The 17,170-nt window shown below is 62.7% G+C and carries 23 protein-coding genes; 18 read left to right on the plus strand and 5 right to left on the minus strand.

Annotated elements, in window-relative coordinates:
* Nucleotides 1–6 precede the first annotated feature (6 nt).
* The 7 genes from uvrB to ACIU1A_RS21205 all read left to right on the plus strand — a co-directional run bounded on the left by uvrB (nucleotide 7) and on the right by ACIU1A_RS21205 (nucleotide 7,145).
* Nucleotides 7–3,168, plus strand: coding sequence for an excinuclease ABC subunit UvrB (uvrB, locus tag ACIU1A_RS21175; RefSeq protein ID WP_140516856.1), 3,162 nt, complete (start codon nucleotides 7–9; stop codon nucleotides 3,166–3,168).
* A gap of 416 nt (nucleotides 3,169–3,584) precedes the next feature.
* Nucleotides 3,585–5,111, plus strand: coding sequence for an ABC-F family ATP-binding cassette domain-containing protein (locus ACIU1A_RS21180; protein WP_404925209.1), 1,527 nt, complete (start codon nucleotides 3,585–3,587; stop codon nucleotides 5,109–5,111).
* Between the two features lie 64 nt (nucleotides 5,112–5,175).
* On the plus strand, nucleotides 5,176–5,451 hold the full coding sequence (locus ACIU1A_RS21185) for a type II toxin-antitoxin system RelE/ParE family toxin (RefSeq protein WP_140560712.1): 276 nt from the start codon (nucleotides 5,176–5,178) through the stop codon (nucleotides 5,449–5,451).
* 27 nt (nucleotides 5,452–5,478) lie between these two features.
* Complete coding sequence (locus ACIU1A_RS21190; protein ID WP_140516860.1) at nucleotides 5,479–5,787, plus strand: HigA family addiction module antitoxin; 309 nt, start codon at nucleotides 5,479–5,481, stop codon at nucleotides 5,785–5,787.
* A gap of 128 nt (nucleotides 5,788–5,915) precedes the next feature.
* A complete protein-coding gene (locus ACIU1A_RS21195) occupies nucleotides 5,916–6,098 on the plus strand; it encodes a hypothetical protein (RefSeq protein WP_140556066.1) in 183 nt (60 codons plus the stop codon).
* 154 nt (nucleotides 6,099–6,252) lie between these two features.
* On the plus strand, nucleotides 6,253–6,678 hold the full coding sequence (locus tag ACIU1A_RS21200) for a glyoxalase/bleomycin resistance/extradiol dioxygenase family protein (protein ID WP_140495994.1): 426 nt from the start codon (nucleotides 6,253–6,255) through the stop codon (nucleotides 6,676–6,678).
* 113 nt (nucleotides 6,679–6,791) lie between these two features.
* A complete protein-coding gene (locus tag ACIU1A_RS21205; RefSeq protein ID WP_140560622.1) occupies nucleotides 6,792–7,145 on the plus strand; it encodes a DUF1428 domain-containing protein in 354 nt (117 codons plus the stop codon).
* A gap of 51 nt (nucleotides 7,146–7,196) precedes the next feature.
* Here ACIU1A_RS21205 and ACIU1A_RS21210 read toward each other — a convergent pair whose 3' ends face one another.
* Complete coding sequence (locus ACIU1A_RS21210) at nucleotides 7,197–8,831, minus strand: tetratricopeptide repeat-containing sulfotransferase family protein (RefSeq protein ID WP_404925210.1); 1,635 nt, start codon at nucleotides 8,829–8,831, stop codon at nucleotides 7,197–7,199.
* Nucleotides 8,832–9,031: 200 nt separating this feature from the next.
* Between ACIU1A_RS21210 and ACIU1A_RS21215 the strand changes: the two genes are divergently transcribed.
* From ACIU1A_RS21215 to ACIU1A_RS21240, 6 genes are all read left to right on the plus strand, one after another.
* Entirely contained in the window at nucleotides 9,032–9,301 is a 270-nt protein-coding gene (locus ACIU1A_RS21215) for a hypothetical protein (RefSeq protein ID WP_404925211.1), read from the plus strand.
* 265 nt (nucleotides 9,302–9,566) lie between these two features.
* A complete protein-coding gene (locus ACIU1A_RS21220) occupies nucleotides 9,567–9,773 on the plus strand; it encodes a cold-shock protein (protein ID WP_140495998.1) in 207 nt (68 codons plus the stop codon).
* Nucleotides 9,774–9,941: 168 nt separating this feature from the next.
* The gene (locus tag ACIU1A_RS21225; RefSeq protein WP_140516870.1) at nucleotides 9,942–10,211 is read left to right on the plus strand and encodes a hypothetical protein; all 270 of its coding nucleotides are present in this window, start codon (nucleotides 9,942–9,944) and stop codon (nucleotides 10,209–10,211) included.
* Entirely contained in the window at nucleotides 10,208–10,492 is a 285-nt protein-coding gene (locus tag ACIU1A_RS21230; protein ID WP_140560619.1) for a hypothetical protein, read from the plus strand. The genes ACIU1A_RS21225 and ACIU1A_RS21230 overlap by 4 nt, the downstream gene beginning before the upstream one ends.
* A gap of 42 nt (nucleotides 10,493–10,534) precedes the next feature.
* Nucleotides 10,535–10,672, plus strand: a complete 138-nt coding sequence (locus ACIU1A_RS21235) for a hypothetical protein (RefSeq protein ID WP_181165218.1) — start codon at nucleotides 10,535–10,537, stop codon at nucleotides 10,670–10,672.
* Nucleotides 10,673–10,761: 89 nt separating this feature from the next.
* Nucleotides 10,762–10,986, plus strand: coding sequence for a hypothetical protein (locus tag ACIU1A_RS21240; RefSeq protein ID WP_140496001.1), 225 nt, complete (start codon nucleotides 10,762–10,764; stop codon nucleotides 10,984–10,986).
* Between the two features lie 77 nt (nucleotides 10,987–11,063).
* Here the strand turns inward: ACIU1A_RS21240 and ACIU1A_RS21245 are convergent, their stop codons facing one another.
* A complete protein-coding gene (locus ACIU1A_RS21245; protein WP_140496002.1) occupies nucleotides 11,064–11,468 on the minus strand; it encodes a Kazal-type serine protease inhibitor in 405 nt (134 codons plus the stop codon).
* Nucleotides 11,469–12,049: 581 nt separating this feature from the next.
* Here ACIU1A_RS21245 and ACIU1A_RS21250 point away from each other — a divergent pair.
* The 3 genes from ACIU1A_RS21250 (at nucleotide 12,050) to ACIU1A_RS21260 (ending at nucleotide 13,410) form a co-directional block, all read left to right on the plus strand.
* Nucleotides 12,050–12,262 (plus strand): cold-shock protein, encoded by a 213-nt coding sequence (locus ACIU1A_RS21250; RefSeq protein ID WP_006202520.1) that lies wholly within the window; start codon nucleotides 12,050–12,052, stop codon nucleotides 12,260–12,262.
* Nucleotides 12,263–12,584: 322 nt separating this feature from the next.
* Entirely contained in the window at nucleotides 12,585–12,797 is a 213-nt protein-coding gene (locus tag ACIU1A_RS21255) for a cold-shock protein (protein WP_006202521.1), read from the plus strand.
* Between the two features lie 190 nt (nucleotides 12,798–12,987).
* On the plus strand, nucleotides 12,988–13,410 hold the full coding sequence (locus tag ACIU1A_RS21260) for a BA14K family protein (protein WP_140516874.1): 423 nt from the start codon (nucleotides 12,988–12,990) through the stop codon (nucleotides 13,408–13,410).
* Between the two features lie 87 nt (nucleotides 13,411–13,497).
* Here the strand turns inward: ACIU1A_RS21260 and ACIU1A_RS21265 are convergent, their stop codons facing one another.
* From ACIU1A_RS21265 to ACIU1A_RS21275, 3 genes are all read right to left on the minus strand, one after another.
* Nucleotides 13,498–14,136, minus strand: a complete 639-nt coding sequence (locus ACIU1A_RS21265; protein ID WP_140496004.1) for an MBL fold metallo-hydrolase — start codon at nucleotides 14,134–14,136, stop codon at nucleotides 13,498–13,500.
* A 170-nt stretch (nucleotides 14,137–14,306) separates the two neighbouring features.
* Nucleotides 14,307–14,621 (minus strand): hypothetical protein, encoded by a 315-nt coding sequence (locus ACIU1A_RS21270; RefSeq protein ID WP_140496005.1) that lies wholly within the window; start codon nucleotides 14,619–14,621, stop codon nucleotides 14,307–14,309.
* Between the two features lie 146 nt (nucleotides 14,622–14,767).
* Nucleotides 14,768–15,661 carry a branched-chain amino acid aminotransferase gene (locus tag ACIU1A_RS21275; RefSeq protein WP_140496006.1) on the minus strand — a complete coding sequence of 298 codons (894 nt, stop codon included), beginning with the start codon at nucleotides 15,659–15,661 and terminating at the stop codon, nucleotides 14,768–14,770.
* 258 nt (nucleotides 15,662–15,919) lie between these two features.
* On the opposite strand from ACIU1A_RS21275, the gene ACIU1A_RS21280 reads away from it, so the two are divergent.
* Both ACIU1A_RS21280 and ACIU1A_RS21285 read left to right on the plus strand, forming a co-directional pair.
* Nucleotides 15,920–16,453 (plus strand): MarR family winged helix-turn-helix transcriptional regulator, encoded by a 534-nt coding sequence (locus ACIU1A_RS21280; RefSeq protein ID WP_181165219.1) that lies wholly within the window; start codon nucleotides 15,920–15,922, stop codon nucleotides 16,451–16,453.
* Nucleotides 16,440–17,159, plus strand: coding sequence for a response regulator (locus ACIU1A_RS21285; RefSeq protein WP_140496007.1), 720 nt, complete (start codon nucleotides 16,440–16,442; stop codon nucleotides 17,157–17,159). Before ACIU1A_RS21280 ends, ACIU1A_RS21285 begins: the two co-directional genes overlap by 14 nt.
* Nucleotides 17,160–17,170 lie beyond the last annotated feature (11 nt).

A 17,170-nucleotide genomic window follows, 5' to 3' on the forward strand; every position in this document is an offset into this window, starting at 1 on the left:
CCGGACATGGCCAAATCCACCGAAAAGAGAACGCCGCCGACGGCGAATGACGACCGCGCCGCGCCCAAGCGGCGCAGCCCGCTGACCGATTTCCTCGACGCCTCGGAACCGCTGCACAAAGGCGGCTTCGCCGAGATGCCGCAGCCCGAACTGTCGGGCACGCCGCTCACCGGTTCGGTCGCGGACTGGGCCGAGCAGATCGAGCAGGAAGCCGAACGCGAAGGGCGCCAGGCCGGCAAGGACGGCGGCAAGTCGCCGAAGCCATCGAAGAAGATCCCCGAGCGCTCCGCGGCGCCCGGGCGCACGGCGCGTGGCACCTCGATGGGCGGCGCGGCGACAGCCCGCGAGCGCGCGGCCGCCGGCCTCAATCCTGTCGCTGGCCTCGACGTCTCGCTCGAGGAAGCCGAGACGATGACGTCGAGCGGCGTCACCGCGACGGTGGCGGCTCTCTCGGCATTGATTGAATCGGGCAATCCGCTGCACAAGGACGGCGTGCTGTGGACGCCGCACCGGCCTGCCCGGCCGGAAAAGTCCGAGGGCGGGATCACCATCAAGATGGTGTCGGATTTCGAGCCGGCCGGCGACCAGCCGACCGCCATCAAGGACCTGGTCGAGGGCGTCCAAAACAACGACCGCACGCAGGTGCTGCTCGGCGTCACCGGCTCGGGCAAGACCTTCACCATGGCCAAGGTGATCGAGGAGACGCAGCGTCCCGCCTTGATCCTGGCGCCGAACAAGACGCTGGCGGCGCAGCTTTATTCCGAGTTCAAGAAATTCTTCCCCGACAATGCGGTGGAGTATTTCGTCTCCTACTACGACTATTACCAGCCGGAAGCCTACGTTCCGCGCACCGACACCTTCATCGAGAAGGAATCCTCCATCAACGAGCAGATCGACCGCATGCGCCACTCGGCGACGCGCTCGCTGCTCGAACGCGACGACGTCATCATCGTCGCTTCGGTCTCCTGCATCTACGGTATCGGCTCGGTCGAGACCTATACCGCCATGACCTTCCAGATGCAGATCGGCGACCGGCTCGACCAGCGCGCTCTGCTCGCCGACCTCGTCGCCCAGCAATACAAGCGCCAGGACATCAATTTCGTGCGCGGCTCCTTCCGCGTGCGCGGCGACACGATCGAGATCTTCCCGGCCCACCTTGAGGATCGCGCCTGGCGCATCTCCATGTTCGGCGACGAAATCGAGGCGATCACCGAATTCGACCCGCTGACCGGCCAGAAGACGGGCGAGCTGAAAAGCGTCAAGATCTACGCCAATTCGCACTATGTGACGCCGCGCCCGACGCTGAACCAGGCCATCAAGTCGATCAAGGAAGAGCTCAAGCACCGTCTGGTCGAGCTCGAGCGCGCCGGCCGCCTGCTGGAGGCGCAGCGTCTGGAACAGCGCACCCGCTTCGACCTGGAAATGCTGGAAGCCACCGGCTCCTGCGCCGGCATCGAGAACTATTCGCGCTATCTCACCGGCCGCCAGCCGGGCGATCCGCCGCCGACCCTGTTCGAATATATTCCCGACAACGCGCTGGTCTTCATCGACGAAAGCCACGTCACCGTGCCGCAGATCGGCGGCATGTATCGCGGCGACTTCAGGCGCAAGGCGACGCTTGCCGAATACGGCTTCCGCCTGCCTTCCTGCATGGACAACCGGCCGCTGCGCTTCGAGGAATGGGACGCCATGCGCCCGCTCTCGGTCGCTGTCTCGGCAACGCCCGGCGGCTGGGAGATGGAGCAGTCCGGCGGCGTATTCGCCGAGCAGGTCATCCGACCGACCGGCCTCATCGACCCCCCGGTCGAGGTGCGCCCGGCCAAGACCCAGGTCGACGACGTCGTCGGGGAGATCCGCGAGACGACCAAGGCCGGCTACCGCACGCTGGTCACCGTGCTGACCAAGCGCATGGCCGAGGACCTCACCGAATATCTGCACGAGCAAGGCGTGCGCGTGCGCTACATGCACTCCGACATCGACACGCTGGAGCGTATCGAAATCCTGCGCGATTTGCGCCTCGGCGCCTTCGACGTGCTGGTCGGCATCAACCTTTTGCGCGAAGGCCTCGACATCCCCGAATGCGGCTTCGTCGCCATACTCGACGCCGACAAGGAAGGTTTTTTGCGCTCGGAGACGTCGCTGATCCAGACCATCGGCCGCGCCGCCCGCAATGTCGACGGCAAGGTCATCCTCTATGCCGACCAGGTCACCGGCTCGATGGAACGCGCCATGGCCGAGACCAATCGCCGTCGCGAAAAGCAGATGGAGTGGAACGCCGCCAACGGCATCACGCCGGAATCGGTCAAGTCGCGCATCTCGGACATTCTGGATTCGGTCTACGAGAAGGACCATGTCCGCGCCGATATCTCGCAGTTCACCGACAGCGCCGGCGCCATGATGGGCAACAACCTCAAGGCCCATCTGGACGCGCTGGAGAAGCAGATGCGCGACGCCGCCGCCAACCTCGATTTCGAGAAGGCGGCCCGCATTCGCGACGAGATCAAGCGGCTGCGTGAGATGGAGATGTCGATCTCCGATGATCCGCTGGCCAAATACGCCGATATGGAAAGCCCGGTCTCGGGCCGCGAAAAAGGCAAGCACAACAAGGGCGTGGCCAGGCATCGTACATCGGAGGAACAGGAGCGGTTCCGCAAGCTCGACGAAGCACGCGCCGCCGAAGAGGCAGCCAAGGCTGCCCGGCCCAATCTCTTCCGCAAGCCCGATCTCGACGAGATGGGCGCCGATGGCGCGGTGCCGGTGAAGAAGCCCCTGTTCGCCAAACCGTCGATCGACGACATGGGCCCAGGCACCGACATGCCGACGCCGGCCGGTGCCGTGTCGCGCTCGCTGTTCAAGAAACAATCGGCGTCCGAAGCACACGGCTCGGATTTCGGCATTCCCGGCGAGCCGACCAAACCGCTGTTCAAGAAAAACTCTCTCGACGAGATGACCGTGCGCCGCACCGAGAAACCGGTCGAGGGAAAAGTGCCGGCGAAGCCTCAGCCGATCTCTCCCGTTGTTGGGGCCGGCAGGACAGACGGGGGCGCGAAGGAACGCGAGGACAAACCCGTCGTGCGCCAACGCGCCGGCATTGGTTCTTATGAAGACCCCGGCGACGCCCGCCGCGAAAAGCGCCGGCCCGCGAAGACAGGACGGCCCGGAAAGTAGTTCGTTCGAAAGGCCGGCGGGACGGCGCCCCCTCTGTCCTGCCCGTCCTCCACAGCAGCTGCGCTGCAGCTGCGGAGGGTGGACCGGACATCTCCCCCGCGAGTGGGGAGATTGGCAGCTTCAGCGCCCCGCTCGACGCTACCCTCCTCTTGCCCAGCGCATGACCTTTGGTGTACTCAGTCCCCACACCCAAACGTCTTGAAAGGAGGGCTGCGTGTTTATCGATCACCATCGTCAGCGTGGCCCGATTTCCGCCCTGCGAGCTTGCTTGCAGGGCTGACCAGGGACGGTCCGGGTTTTTCCCGCTTCGATTTTTTGGTCTGCCCTTCGTGGTGCGCATTGCCGAGCCTGATGGCCGCTTGCGCACTGACAAAGTGCATTGAGCCGGACTTTCCGGATAGACCAGAGAAATCGACATGGCCCTGATCAGCCTCAAATCCCTCGGCGTCACGATGAGTGCGCCGCTCTTTTCCAATCTCGACCTCACCATCGGCAGCGGCGACCGGCTCGGCATCGTTGCCGCCAATGGTCGCGGCAAGTCGACCTTGCTCAAATGCCTGGCCGGCGAGATGGAGCCGACCTCCGGCGACATTACCCGCACGCGCGGCTTGCGCGTCGGCCATGTCGAGCAGTCCGTTCCTGCTGCCCTGCTTGGCCGCAGCTTTCATCAGGTGGTGGCTGACGCTTTGCCGCCCGAGCAAGCCGAAAGCGAACTATGGCGTGTCAATGTGGTGCTGGATTCGCTCGACGTTCCTGAGGCGATGCGCGAGCGAGAGATGCAGGCGCTGAGCGGCGGCTGGCAGAGGCTGGCACTGATCGCGCGTGTCTGGGTCACCGATCCCGACATGCTGCTGCTCGACGAACCGACTAACCATCTCGACCTTGCCCGCATCAGCCAGCTCGAAACTTGGCTGAACGCGCTACCGCGAGAGGTGCCGGTGGTGATCGCCAGCCACGACCGCGCCTTTCTCGACGCCGCCACCAACCGCACGTTGTTCCTGCGCCCGGACCAGTCGCCGGTGTTTTCCCTTCCCTACTCCCGCGCCCGGCAGGCCCTCGATGAGGTCGATGCCTCGACCGAGCGAAAATTCCAGCGCGACATGAAGGTGGCGCAGCAATTGCGACGCCAGGCTGCCAAGCTCAACAATATCGGCATCAATTCGGGCAGCGACCTTCTCACGGTCAAGACCAAGCAGCTCAAGCAGCGCGCGGAGCGACTTGAGGACGCGGCGGCCCCGGCGCATCACGAGAAATCGGCGGGGGCGATCCGGCTGGCCAATCGCGGCACGCACGCCAAGGTGCTGATCACGCTCGACGACGCGGCGGTGGAAACGCCCGACGGCACGCTCTTGTTCAGGACCGGCAAGCGCCACATCTGCCAGGGCGACCGCATCGTGCTGCTTGGCCGCAACGGCGTTGGCAAGTCGCGCTTCGTCACGCTGATCCGCAACGCCATTATCGAACCCGACACGGTTCAGAACGTGAAGGTGACGCCGTCGACGGTGCTCGGCTACAGCGACCAGGCCCTGTCCGGCATCGGCGGCGACGATACGCCACTGGCGATGGTGTCGCGCCGTTACGATGTCGGCGAACAGCGCGCCCGCTCTCTGCTTGCCGGCGCCGGCGTCGGCATCGAGATGCAGGAGCGCAGGATCAGTGTGCTGTCCGGCGGCCAGAAGGCGCGGCTGATGATGCTGGCGCTGAGGCTCGCCAATCCGAATTTTTATCTGCTCGACGAGCCGACCAACCATCTCGACATCGACGGCCAGGAAGCGCTGGAGGAGGAATTGCTCAAGCACCAGGCAAGCTGCGTGCTCGCCTCGCACGATCGCTCCTTCATCCGTGCCATCGGCAACCGCTTCTGGCTGATCGAGAGGCGGCGGCTGATCGAAGTCGACGATCCCGAGGAGTTCTTCCGCTCAGTGGCTGAAGGGGCGGGATAGATCGGATTGTAAATTATCCGCTTACAGGTCCTTGAATCTTGTAAGCGATCTGTTTACATACCTCATGATCAAGTCTTTCAGGAACAAGGCCCTGTCAGAGCTCTTTCAAACCGGGAAAACCGGCAAGATCGACGCCAAGATGCACAAGCGCGTTCTTGTCCGGCTTGACCGCCTGGAAGCTTCAGAAAAGCCCGAGGAGATGAACCTTCCTGGCTTTGCCTTCCATGCGCTGAGAGGCTTCGATCCCATCCGTTACACGGTCCACGTCAACGGCCCGTGGTGCATCACGTTTGAATTCGACGGCAAGGACGCCCGCGTCGACTTCGAGCAATACCGCTGAGGCGGCCAGATTGGAGAAGTTCGATCTATGAGCGTGCACGAGCCGACGCGTCCTATCGAGCGCTGTCCCTCCCACCCGGGAGCGCTGCTTGAGGACATTATCCCGGCAACTGGAAAGACCAAGGTGGAAATTGCAAAGCTGCTCGGCATCTCCCGGCAGCAGCTCTATGACATCATCCGCGAAAAGAAGCCGGTTTCACCGGCTGTGGCCGCCCGCCTTGGGAAGCTGTTCGGCGATGGAGCCGCGATCTGGCTTCGCATGCAGGCAGCTTTCGATGCCTGGCATGCCGAACGTGAGGTGGATGTTTCGGCTATTCCGACGCTCAAGGTCGCGTAGGCCGTGGCGCTCGAATGAGAAATTAAACGCTGCGAGAAAAAAACGACGACCTGTCGGATCGCCTGAACCTGCCTCGTCCTTGGGATGCCGACACGATGATGCCGGCGCCAACCCAGGGAGAATGCATCATGTCCGTCCTTTCCTCCATCGGCCGCATCGCAACCCGATATGCGGCGGCGCGTGCCCGCCATCGTAGCGAGCGCATCCTGCTTTCGCTCCCCGCCGAACTGCGCAAGGACGTTGGCTTTCCAGAACTCTTCGACGCGCAGAACAGCCGCCGCTCAGCCGCCGTCTCGGCCAAGGTCATATGAGCGGCCGAGCCATGCGTCTATCGCTTGAGTTCTCCGGTCGCCCGGCCAGTCCGGGCCCGGCCCTCGAGAAAAATTTCAAGCCCATGTAGGACCGCCGTCACCTCGCGCGTCCTATGGTCCGCAAGGCCAAATCAAACGTGAAGAGGAACACGCAATGACCGACCAGACCCCTGTGCAGCCCAAGGCGAAAGTGCTCGGCGGATTGACCCCCTATCTGCAGGTGGACGGCGCCTTCAAGGCTGCCGAATTCTACCAGAAGGCGTTCGGCGCCGAACAGGTCTTTGCCTACCCCGCGGACGAAAAAGGCCGCACGATGCATGTCCACCTCCACATCAACGGCTCGACGCTGATGTTGGGCGACGCCTATCCCGAGCACGGCCACCCGCACCAGGCGCCGCAGGGCTATACGCTCCAGCTTCATCTCGGCAGCGACGAGATCGACGGCTGGTGGCAGCGCGCGGTCGACGCCGGCTGCGAGATCGTGACGCCGCTGCAGGTGATGTTCTGGGGCGACCGCTGGGGCCAGGTGAAGGACCCTTTCGGAGTCGCATGGGCGATGAACGCTCCAGTGGAGCAATAACCGTCGCAATTCGATAGCGGGCGTCAGCACTCTCGGCGAGAAGTGCGCGCCCACCTGCCCCGGGTCGCATCCCTGCCGGCCCGGCGCCGGATGCAGCAAACAAGGAGATTGCCATGTCCTATGTCGACGGTTTCGTGCTTGCCGTGCCAAAGGCAAAACTCGACGATTACAAGAAGCTGGCCAACACCGCCGGCGCCGTCTGGAAGGAACACGGCGCGCTCGCCTATGTCGAGTGCGTCGGCGACGATGTGCCTTATGGCGAGGTCACGTCGTTTCCACGCGCCGTGCAGGCCAAGGACGACGAAGTCGTCATCTTTTCCTGGGTCGTCTACAAATCCAGGCAGGACCGCGACGCGGTCATGGCCAAGGTGATGGCCGATCCACGATTGCAGCCGGATATGTCGAAAATGCCGTTCGACGGCAAGCGCATGATCTTCGGCGGGTTCCAGACGTTCATGGAATTGTAGGCAACGCACTTGGGCGGAGCGGGAGCGCTCCGCCGGAAATGCCGCGCCGCATTAAGCCAGTCTGTCCAGCAGGGGCTTCAGCCTGTCGCCGTAGCGCTTCCACAGGTCGACCGAGCCTTGATACATCGGCTGGCGCACCTGCGCGGCGGAAGCCGTGCGCACCGGCCGGTCGGTCTGGTGGAACGACAGCACGGCATCGTCCCATGGCAGCCCGAGATAGTCGATCAGCGCCCGGCTCTGGCCTTCCTGGTCGGCGACGAAATCCTCGTAGCGCACATCGTGCACGACGCCAGGCAGCACCTTGTGCCAATGCGCCATGATGTCCGTGTAGAGATTGTGGAAATCGGCGAGTTCGCCCAGATCATAGCCGTAGCGGTGGCTGTCGCCGCGGAAATGCACCTTGTAGATCGAAAGGCAGGTTGCCGCCGCATCGCGGGCGCAATGGATGATCCTGGCCTTTGGCATCATCATGTGGATGAAGCCGACAAGCAGGAAGTTGCCCGGCATCTTGTCGGTGACGTGGCGCATGTGCGGATAGCGGGCATGCAGCATGTCGAGATAGGCGCGTCCCGCCTCGGCAAAATCCGTATCGGGCGCATCCGAAACGCCCCAGGGGAAGCCGCCGGGCATGGTCGCCGGGAACTGCCTGCCGACCGCCGTCTTCAGGATGCCGAGCTCGCCGGCGCCGTAGACCTGCGGATGGCTGGCGATGATCTGCTCGACCAGGGTCGTGCCCGAACGAGGCATGCCGACGACGAAGATCGGCGTATCGTCGGAGATCGCGCTCGGCCTGTGCTTCTGGAAGAAATCCCTGTCGAACACCGTTTTCATAGCCTCGAATTCGGCGCGTGTCTTTTCCGCGTCGTAGTCGATGCCTTTGCGGCGGATGGCATTGCCTTCGGCGAAATAGTCGAAGGCTCTGCTATAATCCTTCAGATCGTCGTTGACCTTGCCGAGGCCGAAGGCAAGCTGCATGCGCGCCAGGCTGTCCGGCAGCGCCTTGGCGTGCTGGGCCTCCATCCCGGCCAATTCGGGATCGCGCTCCTTCTGGCGCTTGACCTGCGTCAGCATCAGCCAGGCGCGCGCCATGCCGGGATCGGCCGCCAGCGCCTGCCGGAACAGGTCGGCCGCCTCGTCGAGCTCGCCTTTTTCCATCAACCCGACGCCCAGCCCGTGCAGCAGTTCGGCGTCCTTCGGACGGATCGACAGCGCCTCGCGAAAGACGGCCAGCGCCTCGTCCAGGCGCCCCGCTTCCTGCAAGGTTTCGGCAAGCCCGATGCGGGCGCGGAAATGGAAGGGATTGCGCGCGACCGTGCCGCGATAGATCTCCTCGGCGCCCTCGAACTGGCCAAGCTGTTTCAGTGACGAGCCGAGATTGTCGCGCGCCGCGAGCTGGTCCGGCCGCAGCGCCACCGCGCCGCGGAAGAAGTCGGCGGCCGCCCCGACACGGCCGAGATCGCGCATCACCGTGCCGAGGTTGTTGAGGAAATCCGGATTCTTCGGCTGCAAGCGCACCGATTGCTCGAGGAGACCGAGCCCCTCGGCGCTGCGCCCGGTCTGGTGCAGCAAAAGACCGAGAAAATGCGCAGCCGCCGCATGGTTGACCTTGTGCGTCAGCACTTGCCGATAGAGCGCCTCGGCCTCTTGCCGCCGCCCCGCCTGATGCAGTTGCAGCGCCCTCTGCACATGCTGGTCGAGACTCGACGGCGGCTGTCCGCCCGAGCCGGAGTTGGCGCCAGCACCCGCCGCTCGTCTCTGATCTCTGTTAATGGGAAACCTGCCGTGTTTGTCCGCCTGCCGCGATCTAGGCCATTGGCGCGGCGGGTTCAAGGCTTTGCTTGGTTTCTTGCGCTTGCCATCGGCGCGGACAAGATCAAATCAGCCGGTTGGTCTCGGCCGTCTGCCTGGCGCGCCGAACCGTTCCGTCAGTATCGGCGATCGTCCGCCTTTCAGCCTCGTCGCTTCTGATGGTCAGCCGCGCCGACTTGACGATCATAGGTTTGCCGGTACGCCCGATGGCGACGGCATATGCGGTGGCCGGCCTGATGGGCGGGTTGATCGCTGTGGTATTACCTCTTGAGCTTCTCGCAGAAACCATGGTTTTTGTCCTTTTTGGAGAAATAAAACGCAAATTTCGGGAGTGGACCCCGAAATGATTTTTTGAGAAATTTTGGAAAATATCATCAAACCATAGCAGAGTTTTTCAAATGAACGCAGCAATCTTTTTCCTTTGGCTTACTTATTTTTCCAAATCTTCTTGAAAACCATGCAAAGTCGAGCTAGATATATACGAGCGTTTGGGCCAGAATTGGCATTTCGCGGCGTCAGAGGTTCTCGACCCGCCAATCTCACTCCAAATCATCGATATCGGCAGCGCGGCGCATTTGCTCCGCGACCGTTCTCATTCTTCGAAAGACACCCATGAACACCGGAACCGTGAAATTCTACAATGGCCAGAAGGGTTTTGGCTTCATTCAACCAACCGACGGCGGCAAGGACGTTTTCGTCCACGTCAGCGCATTGGAACGCGCGGGCTTTCCTGGCCTCGCCGAAGGCCAGAAGCTGCAATTCGAGTTGGAGCGTGATGCCAAGGGCCGCGAGTCGGCCGCCAATTTGCAACTGATCTGATCCGGCCGAATTCGATGACCGCTGACCACGGATGTACTGGCAGCTCTCGAAAATGGCTTATTTCCAGCGATTGCCGGAAATAGGAAAGCGGGGCTCGTCCCCGCTTTTTTGCTTTGAGGCTCTCCGCCTCGCATGTCGCCACAGGGCTTAAAACATCAAGGCAGGACAATGCCGGACCGCACGACCCATTCCGTCGCACATTTCATGGCTCCTTTCGTACTCGGCGGGCTGGAAGGGCAACTGCCGGCGGGCGACTACGACATCGATCACGACGAAGAGCTGATCGAGGGCATGTCGCGGCTTGCCTGGCGCCGCGTCGCCACCTTCATCCATTTGCCGGCAAGAGCGGTGAAAAACCCGACCACCAGTCAACTCGTCGCCATCGATTACCTGGACCTCGAAACAGCGCTGAAGCGCGACAGGGAGAATGCAGCATGATCCGTTTCCAGCAGAATGCGCGTCCGCGCACCGACACGCCCTCGCATCTCTTCGCGGTCGGCCAGACCGTGCGCATGAAGAGCCGCACAGGGCTCCTCAACAAGACTGCGGAGCTGTTCGAGATCAAGAGCAGGCTGCCGGTCAAGGACGGCTCCCCGCAGTACCGCATCCGCAGCGAGCAGGAGACCCACGAGCGGGTCACCACGGAAGACAATCTCGAACCAGCCGACAATCCGATTGGTACCGACAATCCGATCGTTGGCAACGATCCGGCGGTCTGAGACCCCGGCGACGCCAGACCACCAGCACGAGGAGCAGACAAGATGGCCAAGGGTCAACAGCGCAGCAACCGCGAAACACGCAAGCCCAAGAAGGATAAGGTGGTGGCCAAGCCCGCCTCCCCGTTCGGCTCGTCGGTCAAGCAGGCCGAGAGCGGCCTGAAGCCGAAATCGAAGAGCTGATCGCGGACGACTTCTTCCGCGCCCATCCCTGCCGCAGAATCTCCTGCCGGAGAATCTCCCTGGCGGAACAACGCATCATGGAGGCGTCCTTGAATTTCGTCATCGAGTTTTACCGATCGCGCGAAGCCGAGGAAGCGACGCTCGACAAGGTGTCGCTGGAAGCCCCTACCCTGCGCGCAGCCTGGCAGGGCGCCACCGCGCTCTTCCATACGCTCGCAATGCCGCAAATCCCCGACCGCGTGCGCATCTGCGATGAGCACGGCAGCGAGCTTTACTCCGGGCCGGCCGACGGCGCCTATCCATCCGCGTTGTGACCGTCACACGTCCCCGAAATTTGTTTTAGACGGCATCCGCGTTTCCCAAAGTGCGGAAAAGACGAACACCCGGCCTTTCAGCAGCGCCCCCCGCCAACGATGCGGTAGTCGGCGGCGCGTGCCTCGCAGGCGTTGGGGAAGGTTCGCAACTCGCCGCCGCGCCGGGCGCAGACCGGCGCGTATTCGCGGGTGCAGAAGGTCTGCTCGCCGCCACCCTCGCCGCCGTCACGGCAGGGACCGTCGCGCACGATGCCATAACCCGCCCGGTCGGCAAGACAGGCATTGGCGAAGGTCTGGCGGTCGCCACCGCGCCGGGCGCAGACGGGCTCGTACTGTTTGGTGCAGAATTGCGGTCCCGGCCGCGGCGGCCGTGGCCGCGGTCCCGGGCCGTCGTCGACGACCACTGTACAGGCGGCAAGAACAGCCGATAGGAACAGGACGACAAAACCCTGTCGCGAGAAGATTGCCGCAAGAAACCTCATGATCGTCTCTCCCTCGATCCTCGCCTCGCTGCGTGCCGCTCCAAATACGCAGCTGTTCGGGACAATGATATTCACGAAGCAAAGGCTCAAACCAGTCGCGCTGTTGCGATCCTCCGCATTCCATCGCCGATTGCAACCCTCGTTTGCAGCCGGCTGCTAAAAAGAACGTCGCCTGGATTATCCCGGCGCCTCGCACCGCCAGCCGTCGCCGCCGCTGGCCCATGCGTGACGGGGCTGTGGCCGATGACCCCTCAGGCAACGAGGCCTATTTGCGGCGCGTCGATGCTCGGATTGGTCGATTCATGCGTCGGGACGCGCCCATCGGGGGCGGCCCGCGGCGCTATCTTGCAACCTTCACTTTTCCGTGCGATAAATTCCGTGTTCGGGCATTTGCGACCCGGAGAGCGGAACGTTTTGGACGACCTTTCCCCGATACTGTGAATCTCTGACGGCCCCGTTTTTCGGCGGGGGGTTTGACCATGCGCCAATGCATGACTGCCGAAAGCTACCACCGGGAACTGCCCTCGACGCGAGGTGGCGGGCAGGACCATCAAGACTGAACGGGTGAAGGAGTTTCCCCAATGGCCCAGACCGGCACCGTTAAATTCTTCAACGCGACCAAAGGCTTCGGTTTCATCACGCCCGACGGTGGCGCCAAGGACGTATTCGTCCACATTTCCGCGATCGAGGCCTCGGGCCTGCGCACGCTCGTCGACGGCCAGAAGGTCACCTTCGACGTCGAGCCGGATCGCATGGGCAAAGGCCCCAAGGCCGTCAACCTCCGCGCCGCCTGAGCCATCGGCCAGCAGCACGCCCTTCCTGGCCGTGCGACTGAGGCTCCGAAGCTTGAATGACTTCGGAAGAGGCAAACGAATTTTGAAGGCGCGGCGATTTTCGTCGCGCCTTTTTCATGTCGCAGCGCAGCAAAAATGCTGTCGCCCCAAAGTGGATCCGGTGTCGGGTCAACGACATGCATCATAATGAAAACTTAAAGCGCGACGCGCTTTAAGTGCCCGCAAAACTTTCTCTTGCCGATGACGCTAAAATAAAGGACAAATTTCCATTCGGGCATTTGCCGGCCCGAGACTGGAGTTTATGGGATCAAAGGAGCTTCCCATGCCGCAGACCGGCACCGTCAAATTCTTCAACCATGCCAAAGGGTTCGGCTTCATCACACCGGATGATGGCGCGAAGGATGTCTTCGTTCATATTTCGGCCGTGCAGGCGTCGGGTCTTCCCGGTCTTGAGGATGGGCAGAAAGTGACATTCGACACCGAGCCTGACAAGCGCGGCAAGGGTCCCAAGGCCGTCAACCTGTCGATCGGCTGAGCCTGCTCCGGAACGGCGGCTGTTCTGGCAGGACAGCTTCGCTCCCTGGAGCGTTCGATAGTTGATGCCCGTGCCCTCCGGTCAGGCAAAAATTCGTTCAGCCCCTGTTCAGCCACGGTCTCATATTAATCTTTCGTAAAGCCGGACCGCATCCCCGGAATTCTTACGGGCCGGCACGAAGGAGATCGACATGAACCGAATTTTCAAGACAGCCGTGCTGTCCGCCGCAGTGGTTGCCACCACGTTCGCGGCCTTGCCCGCGGCCAATGCGGGCGATTGGCGTCACCGCCACCATCATGACCATGGCGATGCCATTGCCGCCGGCGTCCTCGGCCTCGCGGCCGGCGCGCTGATCGGCGGTGCGTTGGCCAACCAGCAGCCGCCGCCCCGCGACTACTACGATGATGGCTATTACGATCGCGATGTGCGGATTCGCCCGGCGCCGGTCCGCCGCTACTATGCCGAACCGCAAGTGGTCTACGCCGACCGCTATGCCGAACCGTGGACGCGCGGCTGGTACGACTATTGCTCCGACCGGTACCGCACCTTCAACGCCCGCACCGGCACCTTCACCGGCAATGACGGCGAGCAGCATTTCTGCACTGCTAACTGATCAAGGGCTTCCCTGCCTCAACAAAAGCGCTGACCGCAAGGCCGGCGCTTTTTTGTCAAGCCGGCACCGGCTTCGGCGCGACGCGCTTCACGTCAAAAACGGATTGCTCCGCCGCTCCTCGCCGAAACGCCCGCCCGGACCGTGGCCGCAGATGAAGCCGATGTCGTCGCCGAGCGGCAAAAGCTTGTCCTTGATCGAGGCGATGAGTGCCGCATGATCGCCGCCCGGCAGGTCGGTGCGCCCGATCGAGCCGCGAAACAGCACGTCCCCGACATGGGCGAACTTGGCCGCGCGGTTGTAATAGACGACATGGCCGGGCGCGTGGCCGGGGCAATGCAGCACCTCGAAGAGATGCGAGCCGAACGAGACCGTCTCGCCTTCGGTGAGAAACCGGTCGGGCACGCAGTTGCGCACGCCGGCAATGCCATAGCGCTCGCCCTGGTTCTCGAGATTGTCGAGCAACATCCTGTCGGCCTCGTGCGGGCCGATGATCTCGACGCCGAGCGCTTCCTTCAACTCCATCGCGCCGCCGGCATGGTCGATATGACCATGCGTGATCCAGATCGCGCCGGCCGATATCGCATTGTCCTTCAGCGCCGCCAGCACCTTGTCGATATCGCCGCCCGGATCGACGACGACACCGTGCTTGTCGTCCATGTCGAACAGGATCGTGCAATTCTGCTGGAAAGGCGTGACCGGCACGATGCCGGCATTGAGCTGACCCATGATCGTCCTTTCGATGTTCACGCCGTGATGTAGAGGCGCGAGCGAAGGGCGTCCACCCTTGGGATCGGTCGTTCCAAAGCGCGTCGCGTCGAAACGCATTCATGCGGCGCGCTCTGGAAACAGAAATGGGCGGCCGAAGCCGCCCATTTGGCCAGCCCGAGATCGCAGGCTTACTTCTTCATGGCGCCCATGACCGCGCCGATAATGCCGGTCAGGATCGCGCCGCCGCCGGCGCCGCCGACGATGTTCTGCAGGTTGAGCGCGCTGCCCAGACCACTCGTCGCTGCCGCAGCCGCTGCCGGATCGACTGTGCCGCCGAGCAGGCTGCCGAGGATCGCCGCGCCGCCGACGCCGCCAATGGCGCCGCCCAGGATCTTGGGAAGCTGCCCCAGCGCCGCCGTCTTGATCGCCGCGCCGACCGCCTGACCACCGATGATGCCTGTAATGATCTGAACGATGATCGGAAGAAGCGTATTCATGTCCATCTTACCAGTCCCTCCATAGCTGCCAGCCTCCCGGGCCGACACCATCATGGAGACGCTGAATTCGGCGAAAGTCAAATGCAGAAACGCTGAAATAAAAGGGGCGGCCCGAAAACCGCCCCTGCTTGCGTGAAAAGCTGTGACTTTCGTTATTCTGCGGCGATCGCGTGCTTCGGCTGAACGGCCGCAGAATAGTCATTCATCAGAGTCTTGGCGATCTCGCCGACCTCGAATCGGTACGGCCCGATCTCCGAAACCGGGGTCACTTCCGCTGCCGTTCCAGTCAGGAAGCACTGCTCGAAGCCCTCGAGTTCTTCCGGCATGATGGCGCGCTCCACCACCTCCAGGCCGCGGTCCTTGGCGAGGCCGATGACCGTGCGGCGGGTGATGCCGTCGAGGAAGCAGTCCGGCTTTGGCGTGTGGATCCTGCCGTCCTTGACGAAGAAGATGTTGGCGCCGGTGGCTTCCGCGACCTGGCCGCGCCAGTCGAGCATCATGGCGTCGGCATAGCCCTTGGCCTCGGCGGCATGCTTGGACATGGTGCAGATCATATAGAGGCCTGCAGCCTTCGATTTGGACGGCGCCGTGCGCGGGTCGGGCCGGCGCCATTCAGCCATATCGAGACGTATGCCTTTCAGCTTCTGCGCCGGATCGAAGTAGCTAGGCCACTGCCAGATGGCGATGGCGCAATTGATGCGGTTGTTCTGCGCCGAAACGCCCATCTGCTCGCTGCCGCGCCAGGCGATCGGCCTGACATAGGCATCCTTGAAGCCCTGCTTCTTCAGCAGGGTGCTGGAGGCGTCGTTGAGCTCGGCCACCGAATAGGGGATCTTGAAGCCGAGCAGCCGCGCCGATTCATGCAGGCGCTCGGTATGCTCGTTGAGCTTGAAGATCTCGCCACCATAGGCGCGCTCGCCCTCGAACACCGCGCTGGCATAGTGCAGGCCGTGGGTCAGCACATGGATCTTGGCCTCGCCCCATTGCACGAACTCGCCATTCATCCAGATGAAGCCGTCCAGTTGATCAAAGGGAACGGATGCCATGGTAACCTCCCGCGGGCGGCAGCCCGCATATCGTTGTTCGTTGCGTGCTCTTGTCGGCCGCGCCATCTGGTTGGGGCGCCTGCCGCTGTCTAGAAAGGTAGGCGGATAATCGTGCTCTGGCAAACTCAGGAAGTTCCGGAAAACCCGGCCTGCCTTGCCTTTTCGTTCGCAATCCGCCCAAAACCTTGTCAAAAATTACCATTGCAGGGAAATTACGTCAATAGTACTGACATAATCTTCCCTGCCCATGGAGAAAAGATGACGGATCGAAGCCGAGCAGCCGGGACACCGATCAGGACCGCGATGTCAATCGAGGATGGCATTGATTTCGCCCTCATCGAGCTGTTTTTCTTCGCCTATCGCGATTTCACCTCGGATCCCGATCAGATCCTGGCCGACTATGGCTTCGGCCGCGCCCACCACAGGGTGCTGCATTTCGTCAACCGCAGGCCGGGCCTGACGGTCGCCGAACTGCTCGATGTCTTGAAGATCACCAAGCAGAGCCTGGCGCGCGTGCTGAAGCAGCTGATCGACACCGACCATGTCGTGCAGTTGCAAGGGCCGCGCGACCGTCGCCAGCGCGAACTGTATCCGACCGCCAAGGGCCGCGCGCTGGCGCTGGCGCTGGCACGGCCACAGTCGCGCCGCATCCATGCTGCATTGGAAGATTCCGGAGCCGCCGAACGGACCCAGGTGGAACGCTTCCTCGAAGCAATGGTCAATCCGGAACTGAGAGCCCAGATCGACGTTGGGTCCGCAAAAATGTCAGGGAAAAGCCATGGAGAGCACTGAACGCGCTGATCACGCGGCCGCACCGGACGACGATGCGCCGCATCTGCTTGTGGTCGATGACGACACCCGCATCCGCAACCTGCTCAAGCAATATCTGACCGAAAACGGTTTTCGCGTCACCGTCGCCGGCAATTCGGGCGAAGCCCGGCGCAAGCTCGCCGGCCTCGACTTCGATCTTCTTGTGCTGGATGTGATGATGCCCGGCGAAAACGGCGTCGACCTGACCAAGGCGCTGCGGGCCGAGAAGAACGTGCCGATCCTGATGCTGACGGCGCTATCGGAAACCGACAGCCGCATCACCGGCCTGGAGGCCGGCGCCGACGATTACCTGCCAAAGCCCTTCGATCCGCGCGAATTGATCCTGCGCATAAACAACATCCTGCGCCGCGGCGGCCCTGCGACCACGCCCAAGGTGGAGCAGCTCGTCTTCGGTCCCTACACATTCCAGATCGCCAGGCGCGAATTGAAGCGTGGCGGCGAGGCGCTGAAGCTGACCGATCGCGAGCAGGAGATCCTGGCGATATTCGCCGCGCGCGCCGGCGAAACCATCCCGCGCCACGAACTGGTCGGCGACGAATCGGATGTCGGCGAGCGCACCATCGACGTCCAGATCAATCGGCTGCGCCGCAAGATCGAGCGCGATCCCTCCAATCCGGTCTGGCTGCAGACGGTCCGCGGTATTGGGTATCGGCTCAGCGTCGAATAGACTACCGCCTT

The sequence above is a fragment of the Mesorhizobium maamorense genome (genome assembly GCF_044998965.1).
Classification (GTDB): domain Bacteria; phylum Pseudomonadota; class Alphaproteobacteria; order Rhizobiales; family Rhizobiaceae; genus Mesorhizobium.